The following is a 21,944-nucleotide window of genomic DNA, read 5'->3' on the forward strand; positions in this document are numbered from 1 at the left end:
ACAAATTATACAAATATTATTTCTACAATTACAAAACTGGCCACTACATTTATTTATGTAAAATATCATAAATGTATATCTATAAAATTAGAATATAATAAAATATCTTTTGCTTTATTACTAATAAAAATTACTGAATGTAGATACTATTATACTAATATGCATATTTAATTACATTTGTATATTTCAAATAATAAACCACTGTATATTTTATTCAAACGCCAGCACTTTTTTAGTCCTCGTAAGCCTTATAACAATTAAGTTTTCAAATAAAATAAAAGGAAGGCTTCCTGTGGATAAAGTGCTTCCTTAATAATTCATAAAAAGTTCCTGTCTTAACTGTACTGCCTGTGTATTCCTCTGGGGTCTTCCCTCTACGCACAAAAGTATTTAATTAAATTGGATTTTTCACACACGATTGGCGCCTTTGACAAGCCCAGGGCTAGTCCACCTTATACATGCCCTTTACAGGGTAGACATAAGGACGGCTTGGTATGAAAAACAATCCAAAATGTTATTCTTAATTACTAACTATATGGATAATTGTAAATTTATCATCAACTACTAGATACAATACTTTATTCAAACCCATTTTATTGCCTTTAGTGAAATTTCTTAAATTTAAGTATCCATTTTCCAACTAACTTTAATTGAACCAAAAAACTTCCGATATGCAATCTCTATCAATCTTATCATATTCCTTTTTATCATTACGCCATTCTAATTCATAATCATATTCATTCTTAGTTATGTCAATCATCATATCTATTATACTTTTATCCTCTACAGAATTTCGAGCTAATGACACAGTCTTTATATTTGCAGAAATGCCACAAATCTTTGTTCTATGAGCAATAATAAATTTTGTTTTAGTTTTATCTAACAGTTTATAATATGAACTCTCAAAACTCTCCGATCCTTCAGGTCCTTCTACGTCATCGCTACCTTTACCTCTAAAACTAAATCCACGTATCGCATTGCAACAATTAAAGATAATTCCACGAGGAGGATTTTTATCTAATATGCTTACAAAATCAATATGTCGTAATGTTTTAGCGTTCTCATTGCATTCTATGCCAATTTCTCCATCTAAATATCCCCTTGGATAAAATGGAGGAGTATTTATTCCTGTGTCTACGCCATGTCCTGTATAGATAAGTAAATATGGCTCATTTATTTTAGTTAGTTCAGTTCCAACAGTATCTAAAGGGCAATTTTGAGGAAATATATCAACTGTATACTCTACACCATCTTTAATATGATGAATATTACCCCCCCCAAATGCCCTAATATAAGAGTAATCATAATTATCCAGTTCACCAAATAATTCATAAATTTTCTTAAGCTCAAAATCGAAACTGAGTTTCTCTTCTCCTGAATAATCCCTTCCTAAGATAATAGCAATTCTTTTGGGTAATTTTTCATTGAGGCTACATATATTAGGCTTCTTTAAAGAAGATTTTAATATAAGCAATTTTACATCTTCTTCATTAGCTACAACTTTTAAATGCTCAAGAGGAAAAGTTAATGAAGAAGCCATGTTTACTCCGACAATTATTCCTAATTTATGTTCTGAACTCTTAGCATTCGTTAAGAACTTTTCCCATACAGCCTTAAGATTACCATTACAAGTAATAAGTTCTAAAACTCTATTACTTGTAAAGTCCATAAGTTTTTCTGTATCTATTTTTTTATTTGATATTCCAATTAAATTAATCGCTGTTGAATAATAACAACTAATACTCTCTGCCAAATTTTCAAACCATTTTATTTCTCCATCAGCTTCACTAATTAATTTTTCAGTATTCGAACTAATAAAATGCCTGAGTTTTATAAGGTAATTATTTTCTCCTGAAGATTCTTTTTCAATTGATACTTCTAATACAACTAACCTAGGCAAGTTGTTTTGTAAATTTTCATCTAAGTCCTCTAAAAACAACCTACTCATTTAATTCACCTATATGTTTATAATAATATTCTTTCAATGCATTAGGAAACCATTCAATTTCTTTATCATCTATTCCAGAGCATTTCACTAAACTATCAAGATCATTAGCCTCTAATTTTATATCATTTATAAAATTATGATACCATGCCTTTATAAGAAATATTTGCCAATGTGGCTTATAACTGCTTTCCAAATGCCTACATAAAGTCTTCATTTTGTCGCTATAAATTTCCATTCCTAGTTTCTTACTACTCAGTATCCTAACAAGCGAAAACCCATATATTATAACTTTTTCATTATAATTATTTTGTATTTCATCTTTTCTAAAACCTCCGCTAAAAGCACCAGTTGCATTGAAATTATTTATAAGATTCGCCAAATCATATCCGTTCCTATCATACAGCCATCCACATATTTGAACTTTTAGTAATCTATCATCTAACTTACTAGGGTATCTATAATGCTTTTGTCCATACATACATAATCTAGATAGAGCCTCATTTAAATATTTCACTTGTGCTTCTGTATTTTTCATGCTAAATGCCATTTGTAAATTTGAGTATGTTAATACCAACTTAAGTCTTCTAAATTCTTCTTCACTCAACTTTTCACTATTTACTTCAGAAATCAATTCAATTGCTTCTTTATACATTTCAATTTGATATAAATCACATGACCTATCTATGAGTTCAGAAGTTCTCAAAGTATATCTCTCAATTTCAAGAACATCTCTAAGATGATTTAACAGTATCTCCTTTATATCTTCTACATGAATCTCTACTATTATATTTGCAAGTACATTTGAGTCATATATCCAATTTATTATCTCTTGATAATTTTTCTTAAATATATTTAAATTTTGATCTGCAAGTTGTCCAAGATATTGAGATAGCTTTTCTACTAACAACTTCTGACTATCTCCTATATAATGATCAGGTAGTTCTCTTATTATTTCAATCACAAAATTAAAAACTCCACTCAAAAATTGGTCATCTATCGCATTACCGTTTCTAATCTCAAGTAAAATAATTTTTTCTGTAAGTATTCCATGAACTACTGACCGATTCACTTCATTCAAATACCTTTGGTAATCATGATTTTCTTTAAATTTTTTCAAACTATTAGGTGAAGATATTTTCTTTTGATCGTTTAAGTATGTTTTCATAACCTCATCTTCAAAACATAACATAATAGCATTAGCAAGTTCGTCAATAAGGCTCAAGGTAAGCTTTCCACTGAAGTAAAGGTTTGAGTTATCATTTGACTCTTCCTCCCAAAAGGAGGGATACTCACCAATAATAAACTTTCTAATATCTTTTGCTTTCTCACTTTCTATCTTGTCAAGGATATTTGCAAGCACCAATGCTGCGTATCTTTCCTCTTTGTTTACTTTCCCTTTCAGATTGCATAAAAAGCATGCTTTTATTGTTGTAAAACTTATGCTTTTTAATTTGATATTCTTTCCAGTACAACTTAACATCTCAAATAAAGCTTTTTTTGCTTCTTTACTTCCAGTAACAGAAGGCCTCTTAATTCCAAAACTATCATTTACTAAATCAGCACATACACAAGAAATAATATTTAAAGAATCTTCTATACTTAAATTATCAAAAACTAACGAAGTAAATTTATTAGTAAAATGTAACAAATCATCTATATCTTTTAATATTCGATAACCACTTTCCCACAAATGTGCCAAGAGCACCCCTCGTTTTTCTAAAGCTAAACCTGCAGTTATTATAACTGTTTCTTCAATTATATCATCCGCTAGCTGTTCATGTCTGAATCTATCAATAGATCTTAATGGCCAAAGAATAGAAGTATTTTTATCATTAATTTTCTGGAATTCTTCCCTGCTACACAGTAAAACAGCATCCAAAACATATACTAATTCTTTAGGCAGCAACCTTTCTGTTTCAAAACATAAAGTACTTCCTTGATAAGACATATATATTTCATATCCAGATACTATATTCTTGCATTTATTATAAAGTTCCAGCCTCCATTTTTTTTCATACGGTTGCTCGAATGAAAGATTATCTTTTTCTTCTAGTTTTGGTATACGGTCAACCAAAACTTTAATAAAATCTAATCTTTTCTCAATGGGAATATTTTTCCTGAAGTACTCAACAAAATTTATTCCACCAAACAACTGGCTAAATGATAGAAAAGAAGCAATCTTAAGAATCTTATCCTCAGTTCTCCAAAATTCGGTCTGAAAAATAGTTTCAAACTTCTTAGTTATATGTTCTGAACCTATGGATGTAAGTTTTATTCTTTTTTGATATTCATCAATATATTCTGCATAACCATTTTCAACCAGATCACTAATGCTTTTATCTTCTTGAATAAAGCAAATATACTCATCATAAAAAGAAGTCATTTTTTAACGCTCTCCTTCCTACTTATTATTGACGGACCTGGAAAAATTTCAATGCCATTAGGTTGCATCTTATAAAAGTTACCTTCCCAAGCCTTCTCAAATTCAGATGCTACTTCTTCAGGAAGTTCTCCATCCATACGATAGATTGTTGTGTGATAATTTCCTAAGTCTTTTATTGAACTTCCTAAACTCCACACAGACATATCTGAAATTATAAACCTATCATGAAATGTATGTCTGTCCTTTTTATACCAGTTTCTTACTTTAAAATTCTTCAAATGCTCTATATTGTTCCCAGCGAACTTGTTTATAGAATTAAATATTTTAAAACTTCTCTTCATACTTTTCAGTATACTTATAGCATTATTACTACTTAAATCTGTATCTTCCTCACACTCACTAAGTAAAAATCTTATATCCATTGATGGATTCGTTATGGCCATACGTATTATCACATCAATGACCGAGTCGTCTAAATACGGATCCCACAACCACAAACGCTCTCTTGCACTATCAAATATTTTATTTTTCAATATATTCATCAAAACCTTTTTCTCGTCTTCACCTACTGCTCTGACAAAAATACTACCTAAATCCTTAAGATGCCTTGCTGTATTTGATTTTATTCTATCATACTCATCATTAATCCATGGCTGCATTTTACAGTCACCATTTACTTTTATTGGTCTATCTCTAACAACAATATCTTCTGACTCTTCACCTTTCGGAGTATTAACAATCAATTTTCCAGTTACAATTCCCATATCCATATGTATTCTTCTTATTAATACGTGTTTTTCTCTTGCTTTTAGAATCCATATATCTTTTTCATCTTTTTCATAAATTTCATATCCAAGTGAAGTAGGTGGAAAAGGAGCATCAAATACTATGAATCTTTTATCACCTAGGTAGTAAAGATTTTTTCGTGTAGCTTCTTTACCTTCATTAAGCTCAATTATTATTATTCTTTCAGTTTTATTCAATTCTCCCTTTAAAACAAAAATAACTTTTTCGTTGTCAGGGTTAAATCTTATATCAGTTTCATATTTAATTCCTTCTTCAAGGTATAATATAGAACCAATAAAATCATTAAGATTTTCGACATCCATCCCAGTATATTTATTTATAAATTTATAAATTTTTCCCAGACTCTGCTTATTTATATCAAATCCTAGTCTATACCATTGAGTTAAATAAAACCCCTTATTATAATTTCCCGGCCATAAGCCTTTATCTATCGTAGATCCTGTTTCATTACTAAAAAACACAGGATCCCTTTTTAATAGTTTTCCAAAATTAACCTCAATCGGTTCCTTATTGCAACTAAAGCTATACTTACTGTCCTTATAAATTTGTCTTAGCATTTCATGTCCCTTATCTACACTTATGGTAATCCTAAACAATTTGATATGTTTAGGGCCATCAATTTTTGTCCATATACTGCAATATAAGGAACCCTCTCTTTTTTTTGCAATTGTAAAAATACTGTCATAATTATCGTCTTTTTTAATAGCAAAAATACAAATTTCTATATAGTTGATTTCTTCTTTTATATCAAAAAGTCCCATAAACTCACCTCCATTTATAACACTAGAAAAATAATTTACCTATATATAATAGTAGACTGATCATTTGTTATAATTTAGAGTATAATATCATTTTACAAAATTTACTTTTTCACTCATATTAAGCCTCTAATTATATACATAACCCACCATATCTACTGCACATCTATTTAGCAAAATTATACACCCTAATTATATCATACAAATCCATATTATTACTTATGTTTACAAAATAAGTATGATTTTTTATATAGGGTGGACTTGTAACACCATCAATATAAGTAATCTCTACATATAATCATATCTACACCGAATGTTAGAAGCATGTCCACCCTCTTACCTGTATACTACAAATTGTTTAGAAATATTTTAAAGAGCTATTTAAAGTTTCATGCATATAAAGACCTGTGAATACTCCCCCAAACGCTTGTTTATTTCGCTAAACAATAGATTTGACGACTGTATCAAGCTTGTGACCCTAAAGAATTTACCAAAGGCTCTGCTGCAAGCTTGTACTTTCGTTAAATCTCCCTTTGTTTAGCGAAGTAGTACAAGCGAAAGGCCCTTGAGGAATACCAAGAAGGGGTGGACCTGTCTTGCTACGAAACCTTATATGGACATGCCTTTTTAATGCTTGTACATGAAAGGTTTATGCAGGGAGCATGTCTACCCCCCTGCACTCTGCCGGGAACCCAAATAAAGGACTAGCTAAAATCGTGTATTTCTTTGCTTTCGGAAGGCTTGGAATTAAGGGAAAGACTTATGAAAGCTTAGAAATACTAGATAGAAACCTGTCCTTTTTTGGGTGGCAGTTAAAGTGCCCGAATATATAATCGTTATACTATATACATTAGTAACTATATCATTATTAGAATTTAATATCTTTTATAACTTGAAATACATATTTAATTTGAGTAATTTTAATATGTCAAAATTTATCTTTATGATACCTTTATAATTGATTCACTAATATTACATTAATATAAGCACATGAACGGAATTAACTAATAGATTTGTATATTTGCTTTTGGACTAGCCTTTGTTTTTAACGCTGCAGAAACTATATATTCTGTATGTTTACGAAATATTTTATTTTTGGTGGTTATTGATGCAGCAAATAAGAGAAAAAGAAAGTGCTTGTCCAAAGCTTCCTTGCGACTGAAAAGGAGCCTATTATAAGACTTCGGAGAACTGCTACCTGGGTTTGGGATGGAATATCCCATTAAATTTGATTTCTATGGAACAGCTTTAATCCTGAGTATGCGAAGAGGTAAAGCTAGTCCATAGATTCAATATTACCTCCACTAACTTAAAACTGTTTTATATACAATTTAATATAAAAATCTACTTGCAATATGAATCAAAATGAATTTTTAATAATTCTTTATCAGGTGAATTCTCCAAAGGTTCTCTGAATCTTGCACCTTTTAATAAATTCATAATTTTATAATCAGCCTTTACCCCAAACTTAATATTATAATCTTCATCTAAGAAAAAGTATCCCTTATCAAATAATTTATCATGTTGGGCACACAAACATATTGCATTTCTGGGGTTCCAACGATTTCTCTCGTCAATCTTCCAGGGTATAATATGGCTACAAATTAGCAAATCATCTTTATCGATGTCACACAAGGAACATTTATGTCCATATATATTAAGAATATACTCTCGTAATTCATCCTGGCCAACCCTTTGCTTAGTTAATACTTCTATTTCAGTATTATCTATGTTGTCAGTATTTAATCCCTTAATTATATTTTTAGCTTTACTCTCTTCTTCAAAGTAAGCTTTCATTTTTTTTAGGGTCATACAATAATCTCCTGTTGCATTTTTAATTAAAGAGTCTATATCCTTAGTTGCAAGAATTCCTTTTTTATCACCTTTGATATTAAAGTAATGAAGAATGTCCATTGCAACATATCCACCACCATTATCGGGTGCAGGTAACCCTAATATTTGAGACTGAATTTTTCTATGACTTAACCCATCAACTAAATATGCTTTCATGACCCTCAGCTTTTCCTCTTCTGTAAACTTGTCTACATACCTAGACAAATTTTCTACCTCCCATATCTCTTAGCAGCTTTAAATTTTCATTATCTATTAAATAAACATATTCCATATTTATTTATAGGGCATGTATTACATAGTGGATTCATATTTTTGCATATTGCCGCCCCAAAATCTATTATTGAGTAGGCATATTCTCTAGAATTATCTACATCAAAATAAACAGATGCATATTTTATAATTTCTTTATTTTTGCAAATATCGCCTTTCATGTTTAAGCCAAGCACCCTATTAAAAATTCTAGTTATATTAGCATCTACTACATATTCACGTTTATGAAAGGCGCAATTCATTACCATGCCAGCTACATAATCGCCAACTCCGGGGATCAAAAGTATTTCATCCTTGTTATCTGGTATTATGCCACCATAATTATCTATTATAAAATTTGCCGCTTTTATAAGTAGCTTACACCTATATCTTAAGCCTAGTGACTTTAAAATATTTTCTACATCTTCAAGATCTGCCTTTGAAAGGGAATTCAACGAAGGGTATTTACTTATAAACTTCCCATATACTCCCTTAACATGTTGGGCAGTTGTCCTCTGCAGCATCATCTCAGACATTAATATAAAATATGGATTATTTGTTTCTCTCCACAAAAACTTTCGACCATTTTTCATATACCATTCATATATTAGATATTTAAATATATCAATTGCCTCATAAGGTTCTATTAACTGTTCCAATAACTTTTACCCCCGCTAAAATAATTATTAACTACCATAAAGTAATTCTTTGCCACATCTACTTTGTAGTTTATTTATAACAGTTTGAATATTAACCTAAAATGCTGTTCTGCTACCCTTTATAAATTTACTATATCATAACTAGAAAACATATAAAAACTTCCCAAATTAAAAGATCTTAAACCATGTCAGGAAGCTTTTATATGTTTTTAAACTTGTACAAAAAAAATATCTATTTGAATAAGTGGCCAAATTCTTCACTATTTTTTATATCCTCTGCCAAAGCATTTATTGTATCTTTCAATAGTTTGGTTGAATCTGCCTCTATTGCCACCTGTCCAAAAGCATTTATTAGATCTACATAAAACTTTTCATCTCCAGTAAGGCGATGCCAGAAGTCTTGTCCAACTATTACGGGATATTGGTGTTCCCTATCAATTTTTTTATAATTTGCATTAAGCTGTCCTTTGTTACCATAGAGTACGCCTACAATTAAATCATCATATTGCAATTTTAACCCATTTGTCCTCGCAAGATTCTTTACACCTTTAAAATGACCTACTATAGTTTCAACGTCATCTTTATTTATAGTATCTGGACCAGCTTTTATCTGGCAATATTTTTTTCTATTATCTATAGAATCTATAAACTCTATATCTATTCCAGAAGTAGTTGATGCAAATCCTTCTAATACTTCATGACAAAATTCCTGTATTTTAGTTCCAAAAGAAGTATTTATAGATGTACCTAAAACCCTCGGATATATAAGTGCCTTAGCCATGCTTTCAGGCTTATTGTTTCCAGTTAAATAATTAGCTAAATACGTTATTAAAAAAGGATTTACTTTAAACTCTTTCAATTTTACTAACTTTTTGGTATTTTTTATGTGATTTTTCCCTATTACATTTTTAAAGAACAATTTAGCTTTTTGTAAAATTTCCTGTTTTTCATACCCTTCCAAAATAACTCCCCCAAACATATGTAACAATTTCTTATATTATATCATATATGGTAAAAATCTTAACTATTTTAGTACAACATATTTAGTGCATTTACTATACACAATCCAATAGATTTCGCAAAATTAACCGGAACTGCATTACCTATCTGTTTATATTTTTGACCTACAGAGCCAGAAAAGTTCCAGGTATCTGGAAAGCTTTGTATCCTAGCATATTCCCTAACTGTAAACGGTCTAACTTCGTCAGGATGACACCTCTCTGTTTGCTTTTGTGCAGGTGAACATGTTAAAGTCAGGCATGGTTCATCCCAACTTATCCTCCTCGCCATTCCTGTCCTACCGCCACCTGAAAAATAACTTTTTCCCATATAATTCCTGGCAATATCATCTGGAAGGTCTCTCCAATATCCTCCTGGCGGTACCATGCTAAGCACTTTTTTCTTTTTCTCCGGATATTGAGTTCCTTCCGAATTTGGTACATTTCTGAGTGCATCCTTAAGTGTCGGAATAAAATCAAATGGTTTAGGGTATTTAAATTTTATATTTAATAGATCATTTCTTACACCTATAATAACAACTCTCTGTCTTTTTTGAGCCACCCCATAATTTACAGCATTTAATACTCTATACTCCACATTATAACCAATTTCCCCAAATACATTTAACATAGTTTTTAGGGTTTTTCCGTCGTCATGGCTGACAAGCCCTTTAACATTTTCGGCCAGAAACATTTTCGGCCTTACCTGTTTCAATATTTCGGCATAATAATAGAACATAGTCCCACGTGTATCGTCTAAACCCATTTTCTTTCCGGCATAACTAAAGGACTGGCATGGGTATCCTCCAGATAATAAATCCACTTCGGCATCTCCTATGTAATTTCGTATACCATTATTTGCAACTGTAATTATATCTTCATCAATCACATTCCAATTTGGCCTATTATCTTTTAAAGTATTGCAACAATATTTATCTATCTCAACTAATCCTACTGCATTAAATCCCGCTTTTTCAAGTCCAAGTGCCAGGCCACCAGCACCTGCAAACAACTCTAAGACATTGTAATCTCTCACTGGTATTATAGTATTATATTGTACATCTAATAGTTCTTCAATTTTATTCACTCTATCATATTTATCTTTAAATAACTTACCTAGATCCATTTCTTCCTGGATATTTACTATATCATTAAAGTTTACATCTAATGTATTACATAATAAGTTAACATTTTTTTTAATTGGATCAAACTTATCAGATAGTATTAGAGAGAGTTCATTTTTAGTTATTCCCATCATTTTTGCAAGTTGACTCTGAGATTTTATATTCAATTTTTTCATTTTATAACGAACTTTTTCTTTATTTACAATTAACCGTTCCATTATATTCCCTCCAATATGTTATGAAAATATATTAACATATTAATGGTTATTAGTAAATCTCAACCTCGTCCATGATAAGATAAATTATACGCAATTATTTTATCATGTTATTATAAGTACATTTATAGTATTTCTCATATACTTAATTTATATTACCAATTTGTGGAGTAAATTAACAAATTTAATAAAAAAACTATAAGTTAACCTATATTATAAAAATAAATATTTAACTTACAGTTTTCAAATTATAAATATAATCTAGATGTACCTACTAAAAAATCCAATTTTCTTATTTTCAAGGTTTCCCACTAAAGTCGTCCTATCCAATAAAACATTGAATTCTTCACAGCTAGTCTCTGGCAACAGCACACAATTATGGCATGCAGCTAAATTTAAGCTATCCCTTCCCTGGCCATCACTGTTTATGCACACCGGGTCTGCAGAACACCACTTTGCCCTATTTATTGCATTTTTTATGATACGTGGCAGAAATTCTGGATTTCCTTGCTTGACTAAGCCACCCAAACTTCCTTCTGAATCTGCATCGGCCGTATATATTAATATACCATTCATTTTATTTTCTTCACCGGGCAAATCGCAATAAATTCTTTCCCTTATAGACGTAGATGAATACCCACATTCAAAACTAAGTTCCCTTATCAAAATATGTGAAAATGTATGTAACAATACAAATTTAGGAGTTATTTTTCTCTTTAATTCAATAGGTTTTTCTTTATTATATCTTAAATCTAACTTCTCAATATTTTTTATAATATGACTGTTACCAACTACCCATTTATCTATAAGATCTGAATTTAATTCTATAAATATACCTTCTCCCCTTACTTCATAGGCAGGATACCATTTATCCGTATATTCTTTTATATTCACCAACTTGGCCTCACCCAAATTATTATCTACTCCCATAATATACTGCTCTGGTGGTTTTATCCTCGTATGTCCAACTAAAGCCCTAACTTCCTTAAGTTTCTTTACTAGCGTGACATTAGAAAGCTCTGGCATATTATAATCTTTTATTTCCTTAATTTCTGTTTTAAAATCATAGTCGTCAAATAAAGATTTCTCTACATTCCCCAAAAGCACTTCATATTCCTCATACCTATAAGTGTTCCTGCTGGCATTATCTATTTCAGCATCACCATTTAGCTTCCTATCAATTATCTTTCTTATGGCTTCTTTATCATCCTGGTTTATTTCTTCAGCTATAAGGTCTATATAGTCTTCCAAACTATCATCTAAAAATTCTTGGAGCTTTCCTTTCTCTTCCTTTTTATTTTTCATATTTAAAAAACTCTCAAATTGGTGAGAACTTTCAATTGCAACATTCAGCCTGTCTGAATAAGGAGGTATTACTAAAGAACTTTCTATCTTTGCAAAATAAAGGCTGGATGCATTTCTCAAAATAGCCTGTGGAATTTCTCCACAACTTTCATTTTTATCTTTATTTTTACTTTTCCACGGCATCCTACAATTGCATTGAAATTCGCTCCCATCTTTATTTTTTAACCTTTTTAGAATATCATGCTTAAATGCGCCCTTTAAAGATTTTATTGTACCACAAGTTGCACATTCAACCTTCAAGCTTTCAAGTCCAAGTGTCCCAGAATTAGCCATAACCTTCAAGTGTGCGTGGCAACAAACCTTTTCTTTACCCATGTGAACCCATTCTTCCCACGGGAAGTCATCCACATGTCCATTTTTACATGCAACTAAAATTGACATAGGAATTATAGGAATATTGCAATTTAAACATTTAGGTATCTTCATAAATTTTGAAGTTGAATCGTAGTATTCTTTTTCCCATTCAGATATACGCTGCAGCTTCCTACATCTTGGACAAAAGTACCACTCTGGAAATCTTACAAATGGTACCGAAGATTCACCTTGGGGAATTCTAAATCCATCTACATGTAATTTCTTTTCCAGCCTTTCATCATGTATAGTGTTATATTCTCTCCAATATTTTGGTGCCGCCACCATCAAACTCTGGTCTGTAAAATCCACTATGGCTCCAGGTCCAAAAGTACTTATAAGTTGCCCGAGTCTGATACCATGTGCCGGGTAACTTAATTTTTCAAAGCTATCATTACTCATCTTCATCATCTCCAAATACTAATATATCTACACCCGATTGCTTGTCCACATTTCTCATAGATTGGAGGGTTGCCATAGCTTTATTTTCTCCATCTTTCCCAAATGGTTTTATCAAATTAAATTGTTGGTCTTTATTTCCAGAATACATCAAACTCATATCATCAGGTAAATCGTCAACCCTACCTGCCCATTGGTCTTCTATTTTGTATATTTCATTCTTTATATCATCTATTTCATTTTGTTTAATATCTTCTGACTCTCCAGCCATGCTAAAAAGTTTTTCTGCCCTATTTACAATTATATTTTCAACCTTATCTAACCCAGATAAATCTTTTTTAAATTCAGATGCACTTTTCTCACTAGAAAGTCCGAGTATATGTCTTACCAAAGCTATAAATATAGAATGCAACATCCTATTTCTGGCAGGTTCTGAAAAACACGTCACACTTGTTGGCTCAACATGTTTATAAAAAGACTGGTGGTAATCATAAAACATTTCATAATGTGACTTATCTCTAGTCCTGGACGGTCCATACAGTGTAAATATAATTCCTGGTTTCTCCCTACCTACCCTACTTGTGGCCTGTATATACTCAGATGTTAATTTTGGCTGCTGTAAAACCATCATTAAATTTAACCTGGATACATCTAAACCTACAGAAATCATATTTGAAGCAAGTACAACATCTATTGCCCATTTATTATTTTTCATATTGTCCTCTGAATAATTTGTTTCCAGATCCTTTAACGTATTATTTATCTGGCTGGCAGTTTTTCTACTGTTAAGCTCCGCTACATTAAATAACTTTCTAGTTGGTTTCCTCCTTAGGAGCCTATTTGAAACTATGTTTATATTATCCTGTATATCCGCCTGTACAAGGCTCTGTGTCATTCCAAGTTCCTTCAACGTATTAAAATAGCAAACTAATGTCCAATACTTGTCTTTTACATTTTCAGACATATCTATCATTTTGACTCTATTAGTAAGTGCAGACATAAGCCTAACTTGGGCTGTAGTTAAAGTTTTGCCTACAGGCATTACCCCTACATATAGCCTACCTGGTTTTTCGTTATCATCTTTCGTAAAGAAAGAATCTGAGGCATCAAGTCCCGGAGAAGGAAACTGTATAACATCTCTTGCATATAATTGGTTACATTGTTCATTAGCCCTCCTTATAGTGGCAGTTGACGCTATTATTTTAGGTCTAATACCTTTTTCACTACACAGTGCATCTATGGCAGTTTCATATAGTCCAACTATAGTTCCAAGTGGACCCGATATTAAATGGAGTTCATCCTGTATTATTAATTCTGGCGAAAGATTTTTATTTCCCACATCAAGTGCAAATAAACTAGATGACCTTTCCTTCCATGTTATCATGGCAAACTTATCTACAGTTCCAAATAACAATGTCGGTGGTGTATCATATATACATTCATCTACTACTTGTACTGGTAGCCCGCCATTTTCGTCACTAAAAGGGCACTCTTCATCCGGACAAAATATTCTACTTGATTTACCCGTGAAATTATATCCCCACATTCCAACTTCTATTTCTTTTTCCTCCTTATTTTTATTACTATAATGTATAAATTCTTTTTCCAATTTAGTACCGCACCACGGACATTTCAATAGTTGAAATTTATTATAGTTATCCTTTTTATAATCCAAATCAAATTTATTTTTAGCTTTACTTTTTAACTTACTAAATTTTTCTTTGGCATCTTTTTTCGTATTTGGTGTCTGTTTAGAACCAATCCACAGGCCAATTGTTATTTTTTCGTCACCTAAATTATACTTTTCTTCCCTCCTTATCAATTCACAGGCACATATCATTATACTTGCCCTTATAAATTGCTGAGACGTAAGTAATCTCAGTGTATATCTCATTATTATAGTGGTACCTCCCCCATTTTGAGGGTGCCTTAACCGTCTTAAAAATATGGTAAAGGCCGAAAGTCCAAGATATGCTTCAGTTTTTCCTCCCCCAGTTGGAATCCATATCAAATCTACAATGTCCCTATAACCACAGTTTGGATTTTCAATCGATTCAATACACATGAGTATATATGCAATTTGAAATGGTCTCCACATGGCTTCATCCGGAGACGAATTTTCATAATCAATTTCAGGAAATTTTTTCATAAGATTTTCAGGTAAGTTACCTGTCATTGGGTATCTCTCACCTAGATGTGAATGTAACCTCTGCATTAGAAGTGCCCTATTCATTAAAGAAAATGCAATATATACATTATCATCTTTTTCTATTAATTCTATACCCTTTTTCATCCTATTAGACGCAAGTTTGCATTGTTCCATATGTCTTAGTGCTGCATTCTTAAATTTAGAATCCAATGTATTGATTTCTGTATTTAATTCTTCTATCCAGTTATCATATAGTGCAACAATCTTGTTTAAATTATTAACTTTGTCCTTCTTCGATAATTTTGATATATCAGATAAATTTTTCATAGATAATATTTCTTGTGATTTATCTTTATTTAGCCCTTCTATATCAAAGTCCATTTTTTTAACTTCATATCTCGGTAAAAATGTAGTCCATATTTCTCCAAGCCCAGTTACTATATCTACATTTTGTCCTGTAGATACACCATGGCCAACTGCATAATTTTTCTTATTCCTATACAAGAGTTCCAGAGACTCTTCTTCTTTATCCAAGTCATATTTTGAATTTGAAAGATTTCGCTCTCCATTTTCCACGAATTTAATTTCTGGATTATCTAATGTAGATATCCTAATTTCCGGCTGGAAAATTGATTTTAGATCTCTACCATAGTTCTTATAACCTTCCCTATTTACCAATACAATTGTATAACTGTTTATATCATCTCCATAGTTTCTCCTGACAACACATATCTGTAGCTGTGCTGTAATATTTCCCAGGCTTTTACGTTTTATTGGTACCTCAATGTCCTTAGTTGTATAATCTTTATCCATACTTATAATTATAATTTCCGGAAAATCGAGCGGTTCTCTAACATACGAGTCCTTTCTGTTACAACTATCTTTACATTGCCTTGATAGCGCATATATTACCGATATAAATTTCTTATATTCATTATCTTTTTTATACCTATCTCTATCTATAAATTTTTTAATGACATCGGATGTTATATTATCCTTAAGCGTTAACAAGTCACCGTCTCTATATACGTAATCTCCAAATTTATTCCCTAAAAATAAATTTTCACCTGTATATTTTACGCAACAATCTTTTAAAGTACTCTTTCTATATTTGGCCGCTTTAATCCTAATATTCAGTTTTTTTAAATTACCACGTGCAAAAAATGTCATACCCATAGATGATGGATTTAATTCATTGGCCATGTTTATTTTTTCTTCTATACTATAATTTACTTCCTCTTGGTCACCTTTATGTTCGCCGCTATTATTACATGGTAATTTATGTCCCCCTTCACATCCATATAAGTCATAATCATTCCTGAGGTCATTCATCTTATCTACAATATCATCATCTTCTTGTTTTTTCTCATCTTTTTGTGGAAATAAAATTCCAGTAGAATACCTAGTTATAGGTTCATCCGTTATAAGTTCATGCTCTACATCTGAACCTATATCCTCAGAACCAGGTCCCAACAGCTCTTTCCTTACACTCTCATAAATTTTTTCCCTAGCTTCTTCAAATTCATCCATAAAATAATCCCCCTATTTTTAATCTAATAGAAAAAATCATCAACTGCTGCTTTGTCTATAATACAATTAGCCCTGTTTGCAGGAACATTAAATGAAACATTTAAAATTTTTTTAACCGTAACTACCTGTCCACATTCCTTTATGTCGTCAATAAACTCATTTATAAGCTGGCCTAATTCATCTTTAATGTCTAGCTTTTTCATGACAGACCTAATAACCATTATGTTAAAATTATTTTTTTTGAAATTCATCCTAAATTTTCTCATCAAATTACAAGAATTATATATTTCTTCCCAATTCTTTAAAAAATATGGGTCACCAGTTATCTTTGCAAGGGCTCCATATGTTTCTTTTTCTCTCGGTCCAACTATTTCATTACCTGAAATCCAACTTTTTATCGCCATATCTCCCCTGCTTACACCATAAATTAATAATTCTGTGGCTATATTGGATGTAACTAGCTGGTTATTATACATATACTTTTTTAAAGAATTCTTCCAATACCTCATATTTTTATAGTGCCTACCATATTTTGATTTAAATTTATCCGAATATATAATTTTACGGAATAAATTTTCCAAATCACCCTCGTTTTTATAATTTATAAACAATAAATTATCTCCTACTTTAAGAGATTGAATATCTTTATTTAATACTTTTCCAGTACTATTTTCTATACACTTTGCTTTATAAAACCTAGTTAAAAGCGCTATCTTATGTTTTTCAAACTCCAAACACATATCTATACTAGAATTAGAATTATTATTGTAATTATTTCCGCCTATTATTTGATCATCGTGTGCCGGAATATTTAAGAGATCATCAATCTCACAATCCAAATTAATTTTCTGCAAATAATTGTCCTTGGCATAGTGCCGATACACATTTTTCTCTATTTTTTCATCTAATTCCTGTACAGCTATTTCCTCTCTATTTTCTTTTCCAATTTTTTTAACTTCTTTAAACTTTGTAAAATCTATTTTAGCTTTGTCCATTAAATCTACAGTTTTATCAATACTTAATATATTACTTTCTTCCACTTGTTTAATTTTTCTATTATATTTTTCTACTTTACTGTTATATTTAAAAACTTCAGTTGGATATAATAAGTTTGAAATACTATAACCTATATACGATGAGAGTTGGTCAATTTTATTGCTGTCATATATCCCCGTAAACACTACATTTCTATAAATTTTACTTGGTTTAAAATTTAACTTAAAATCCTTTATACAGAGCACGTTAAAAGAACCGTATTTTTTGAGAATTAACTTCTCTATAGGATTACTACAAATTATCAAATCCATTTCTCGCAAATTCATGTTTTTTATATACTCTAATTTAGGGTTTTTATTATATAATATATCTTTCAACTTTTCTGACAGCTCTACTACCTTTTTTAAATTTTCACTATAACTCCTATATTGACAGTACTTTTCTGGGGCTACATATAAAGCCTCTAAAACTTTTCCTACTGTATATTTTTTTAGATCGTTTTCTTCTATATATCTATCATATTCACATATAGGTACAGTCAATTTTTCAAATATTTTAAACAACCCATAAGAGGCCATTAAAAAGTTATTAGTATTTTCATATGATACATCATCATTTGATATATTATATAATCTTCTCTTCAAATCAAACATATACCCACATATTTCTGATTGTTCTTTTAACACTATATGTGAGACTTCCCTATTCTTTAAAACATCTACTTCATGATGTGTTAATATAATATTATTTAAAGATTCTACTGTGAAATTATTTAGAAGTGCATTTTTTGTCCAGGCATATAAATTTATATCATAATTTTCATCTAATATCTCGGAAATTTTGCTGTTCTTATTGAAATTGTTTAATATAAATATCTTTTTTATCCTACTCTTATTTAATAGAATATCTAAGATACCACCTATTTCAGAAATGTATGTATTTTCTCCCACAAGTAATATTTTATCTATCTTTTTATCTTCTCTAATAATTTCCATAGCATTGTCAAGACTAGAGGTAAAAATTAATATTTCTTCTAATTTTAATTTATTTCCCTTTAAATCATCATCGTTATATTTGCTTGGAAATATTTCAGTGAACCCATATTTTTTATTTTTAACTTTTATTTTTATATCGTCTAGCAAAGCTTTTAATTCATTTCCCGGCTGGTAAACTACAAGCATTTTATTATTTATAACCTTGGTCAAGTTTTCTGATTTCAAGTGTAACATGTCAGCCAAAATGTAGAGCCCACTTTTTTTATTGAATTTATTCTCTGCACCCATAACATTTAAATTTGTTGATATGCCTTTATTCAATGACAACTTATAGGCATCACTTAACCTAATCCATGTGATATCATTTTTCTTATATCTCAATTTTATCTTTTCTTCTCCAAATATATCATCTGTGCCGCAATATTCTACTTTCTTGCCAGCATAATTTACGGTATCTCCTGGCTTCAAATAATCAAGTATATCTGTTTCAGTGTTTTTCAAGTTTTCAACATATATTTTTATGGATAGTACCATAAAAGATAATAATTCTACTTTTAAATTTTGTGGACTCATGAACAAATTAACTTTTTTATCGTTATTGAAAGAATTTATTAAAATTTCGGCATTTCTCAACTCATAATCACCTATATACAATGCTTTATCTCTAAAATATATGCTATATTTAAGAATTTCCTCTATAGAAGGTTCATCCATATCACTCACCTGCTTTCTATAAATATTTATTTACCAATAACGTTTTATAATTACATAATATTGTAAAATACTAGATAGACAAAAAACTATAACACTAAATGCATTTCTCTAAAGCTAGTCCAACTCATCCTTCTCTTATAAATTCAGATAAAAAATATTCCAAAATAAATCATACATAAATTGAATATTATTTTTCTAAATTAGCTAGAAATTTTAAAATATCATTCTTTTCATTTTCAAGAATTGTATCTGAAATATCTATTGCAGGTTGGAATATATTCATGTTTCCCTCAAAATGATTAAACTCATTAAGTAATGTTTTTCGTGAAGTTAAAAATACTCTTCTTTCTAAATTTTTTTTATTGCTGTTATCGCCAAAAGCTTTATAAATAATTTTACCAAGCTGATCACAATTCTTCGTATTGATACTATATAAATTAACAAGAGTTTTCTCAACATTTAATCGTAGATATAAATATATTAGTGAATGCTTTAAGGTTCTATTTAGGAGTGGATAATTAACATTTTTTAATATACTTATAGAATTTAAATCTTTTAAATTTATTGCTGTAATATACTTTGCAGAAACTATATGGCTTTCTTCTATTGTATTATCATTCACACCAAATAATTTATTATAGATTTTTGTAACATCTATATCTTCAGTTTCATATCCATGCATCAATTTGTTAAGCTTATCTTTAGTTTCTGTATCTCCAATAATATTAGCATATCCCCTCATAAACGGAATTATTGAAATTAAAAATAATTCTTCATCTTCTATTTGATCAAAAATGTCAGTACGAAATAAATTAAGTAATTTATCTAAATATAATAAAATTAATTGCTCATTCTCATTAACTCTTATAAACCCATTTCTTTCTTTTTCAACATTATTAAATAAATATAAATTAAAGCATTTGTGAAATTGACAATCAAGTAATCTAATTAAATCTATATTATGTGTCAGTATAATACAATTTTTACCTTCTAAGAATTTTATTATCATATAAGCTACCTTATTCTTATAAATAGAATCAAAACTAGAAATAGGATCATCAATTACAATTATTGGTTTATCTGAATTTTTAGCTTTTAAAAATTCAAATGCAAGAGAAATAAAATTTTGTTCTCCCGTACTTAAATGCAATTCTTCTCTTTCTTTATTTATAAATTCTTTTCCCCCAAGTTTTATAATTAAATTGTTATTTTGGTCTCTCTCTAAATCAATTTCTTTATCAATATTTTCACTTACAACATCCTTTATATAAATCAAATCTTCCTGAGTCATTTTAGGCTTGATTCCTATCATTCTATCATATTCATCACATTTACTTATTAAATCACGTCCTTTTAAGGAATCAACAAATAAATTACTTATTTTATCATTGAAAATATTAATGTAATTATTAATATCTTCCTTCAAATCATTTACTATTTCTATGTTCCCATCTTCAATCGCTTTCAACAAATCTGTTTTTATATTAAATGGATCATTTCCTTTTACAAGATTAGCCGTAAATTTTAATAATTCTTTAGTTTTAGTATCTAAAGATTTAAAAACCATTTTTCTATTACTTACTTTTTTATTTAATAATTCATCAGGATTTATCGGATTATCACATACTATACATTCAGTTTTATAGTCAAATTTCTTAAGGATCTCTATTGCCTGGTCATTTTCTTCTATTTGTTTGACATCATTATTTTTATCGATTGAATTTTCGCTAATGTCACATATTTTCTGCAATATAGAATTTTTATTTTTAAAATCATCAATTAAAAAGTGAAGTTTATCTTCGCTAAAATCTTCAATTGTCTTTCTATTAATAGATCTGATTTTTTTTATAAACTCATTTCTATTTATCTTTTTGCCTCGTGATCTAGTATTAACAATATCATCTATATACTCTTTAAAGTTTTCATCTAAAATTATATTCATTAAATACTTTTCTTTTTTTGAAATTGTATATTCATTTTTTAAATCGTTAACTAAATCTTTAACAATTTCTTCAAATTCATTATCTATATCACGTTTTAGATTAAATTCTTTTGCTATGTTATCTCCCAATAAAAAATCTTTAGTTGTTCCTTGTATAACATTTCTACCATTTTGATCTGATATTTTATAAAATAATGGATTATTGTCGCTATTATATGTAGTTCCACAACATACCACTTCAAATTCAGTACCTTTCTCATTATCTAATACATCAGCTAAACTAGTCTTACCAACTCCATTTGGTGCATATAATATGGCAATTCCTTTTTTGGAAAATTCAATTTTATTATCATGCTTAAGCTCTTTGAAATCATTACAAAATATATCTTCTTTACATATTTTATTAAACTCTAAATCGTTAATCATTTAAATTTATCCTCCTAATTATAAAATTTATTATTCCTGGCTTCATGTAACTATATTATATCACTCAAATACATTTTATTAC

The 21,944-nt window shown here is 29.8% G+C and carries 11 protein-coding genes; all 11 read right to left on the reverse strand.

From position 1 onward, the window contains the following. Positions 1-646: 646 nt before the first annotated feature. Positions 647-1,948, reverse strand: coding sequence for a hypothetical protein (locus tag EBB51_RS10810; protein ID WP_123054479.1), 1,302 nt, complete (start codon positions 1,946-1,948; stop codon positions 647-649). Continuing rightward, entirely contained in the window at positions 1,941-4,331 is a 2,391-nt protein-coding gene (locus tag EBB51_RS10815; protein ID WP_123054480.1) for a hypothetical protein, read from the reverse strand. Before EBB51_RS10815 ends, EBB51_RS10810 begins: the two co-directional genes overlap by 8 nt. Next, complete coding sequence (locus EBB51_RS10820; RefSeq protein ID WP_123054481.1) at positions 4,328-5,899, reverse strand: VPA1262 family N-terminal domain-containing protein; 1,572 nt, start codon at positions 5,897-5,899, stop codon at positions 4,328-4,330. The genes EBB51_RS10815 and EBB51_RS10820 overlap by 4 nt, the downstream gene beginning before the upstream one ends. A 1,341-nt stretch (positions 5,900-7,240) precedes the next feature. Then, positions 7,241-7,954: an HNH endonuclease signature motif containing protein gene (locus tag EBB51_RS10825; protein ID WP_123054482.1), complete on the reverse strand. Its 714-nt coding sequence runs from the start codon at positions 7,952-7,954 to the stop codon at positions 7,241-7,243. Positions 7,955-7,995: 41 nt separating this feature from the next. Further along, positions 7,996-8,658, reverse strand: coding sequence for a DNA glycosylase (locus EBB51_RS10830; protein ID WP_123054483.1), 663 nt, complete (start codon positions 8,656-8,658; stop codon positions 7,996-7,998). Positions 8,659-8,890: 232 nt separating this feature from the next. After that, complete coding sequence (locus EBB51_RS10835) at positions 8,891-9,619, reverse strand: PmeII family type II restriction endonuclease (RefSeq protein ID WP_207667284.1); 729 nt, start codon at positions 9,617-9,619, stop codon at positions 8,891-8,893. Between the two features lie 68 nt (positions 9,620-9,687). Continuing rightward, a complete protein-coding gene (locus tag EBB51_RS10840) occupies positions 9,688-10,998 on the reverse strand; it encodes a DNA (cytosine-5-)-methyltransferase (RefSeq protein ID WP_243103844.1) in 1,311 nt (436 codons plus the stop codon). Between the two features lie 258 nt (positions 10,999-11,256). Beyond that, positions 11,257-13,113 carry a DUF1998 domain-containing protein gene (locus EBB51_RS10845; RefSeq protein ID WP_190285274.1) on the reverse strand — a complete coding sequence of 619 codons (1,857 nt, stop codon included), beginning with the start codon at positions 13,111-13,113 and terminating at the stop codon, positions 11,257-11,259. Continuing rightward, positions 13,106-16,789 (reverse strand): helicase-related protein, encoded by a 3,684-nt coding sequence (locus tag EBB51_RS10850; protein WP_123054486.1) that lies wholly within the window; start codon positions 16,787-16,789, stop codon positions 13,106-13,108. Before EBB51_RS10850 ends, EBB51_RS10845 begins: the two co-directional genes overlap by 8 nt. Before the next feature lie 23 nt (positions 16,790-16,812). Then, complete coding sequence (locus tag EBB51_RS10855; protein ID WP_123054487.1) at positions 16,813-19,494, reverse strand: DrmE family protein; 2,682 nt, start codon at positions 19,492-19,494, stop codon at positions 16,813-16,815. A 187-nt stretch (positions 19,495-19,681) separates the two neighbouring features. Next, entirely contained in the window at positions 19,682-21,862 is a 2,181-nt protein-coding gene (locus EBB51_RS13750) for a hypothetical protein (protein ID WP_207667285.1), read from the reverse strand. Positions 21,863-21,944 lie beyond the last annotated feature (82 nt).

The sequence above is a fragment of the Clostridium sp. JN-1 genome (genome assembly GCF_003718715.1).
Classification (GTDB): Bacteria; Bacillota; Clostridia; order Clostridiales; family Clostridiaceae; genus Clostridium_AV.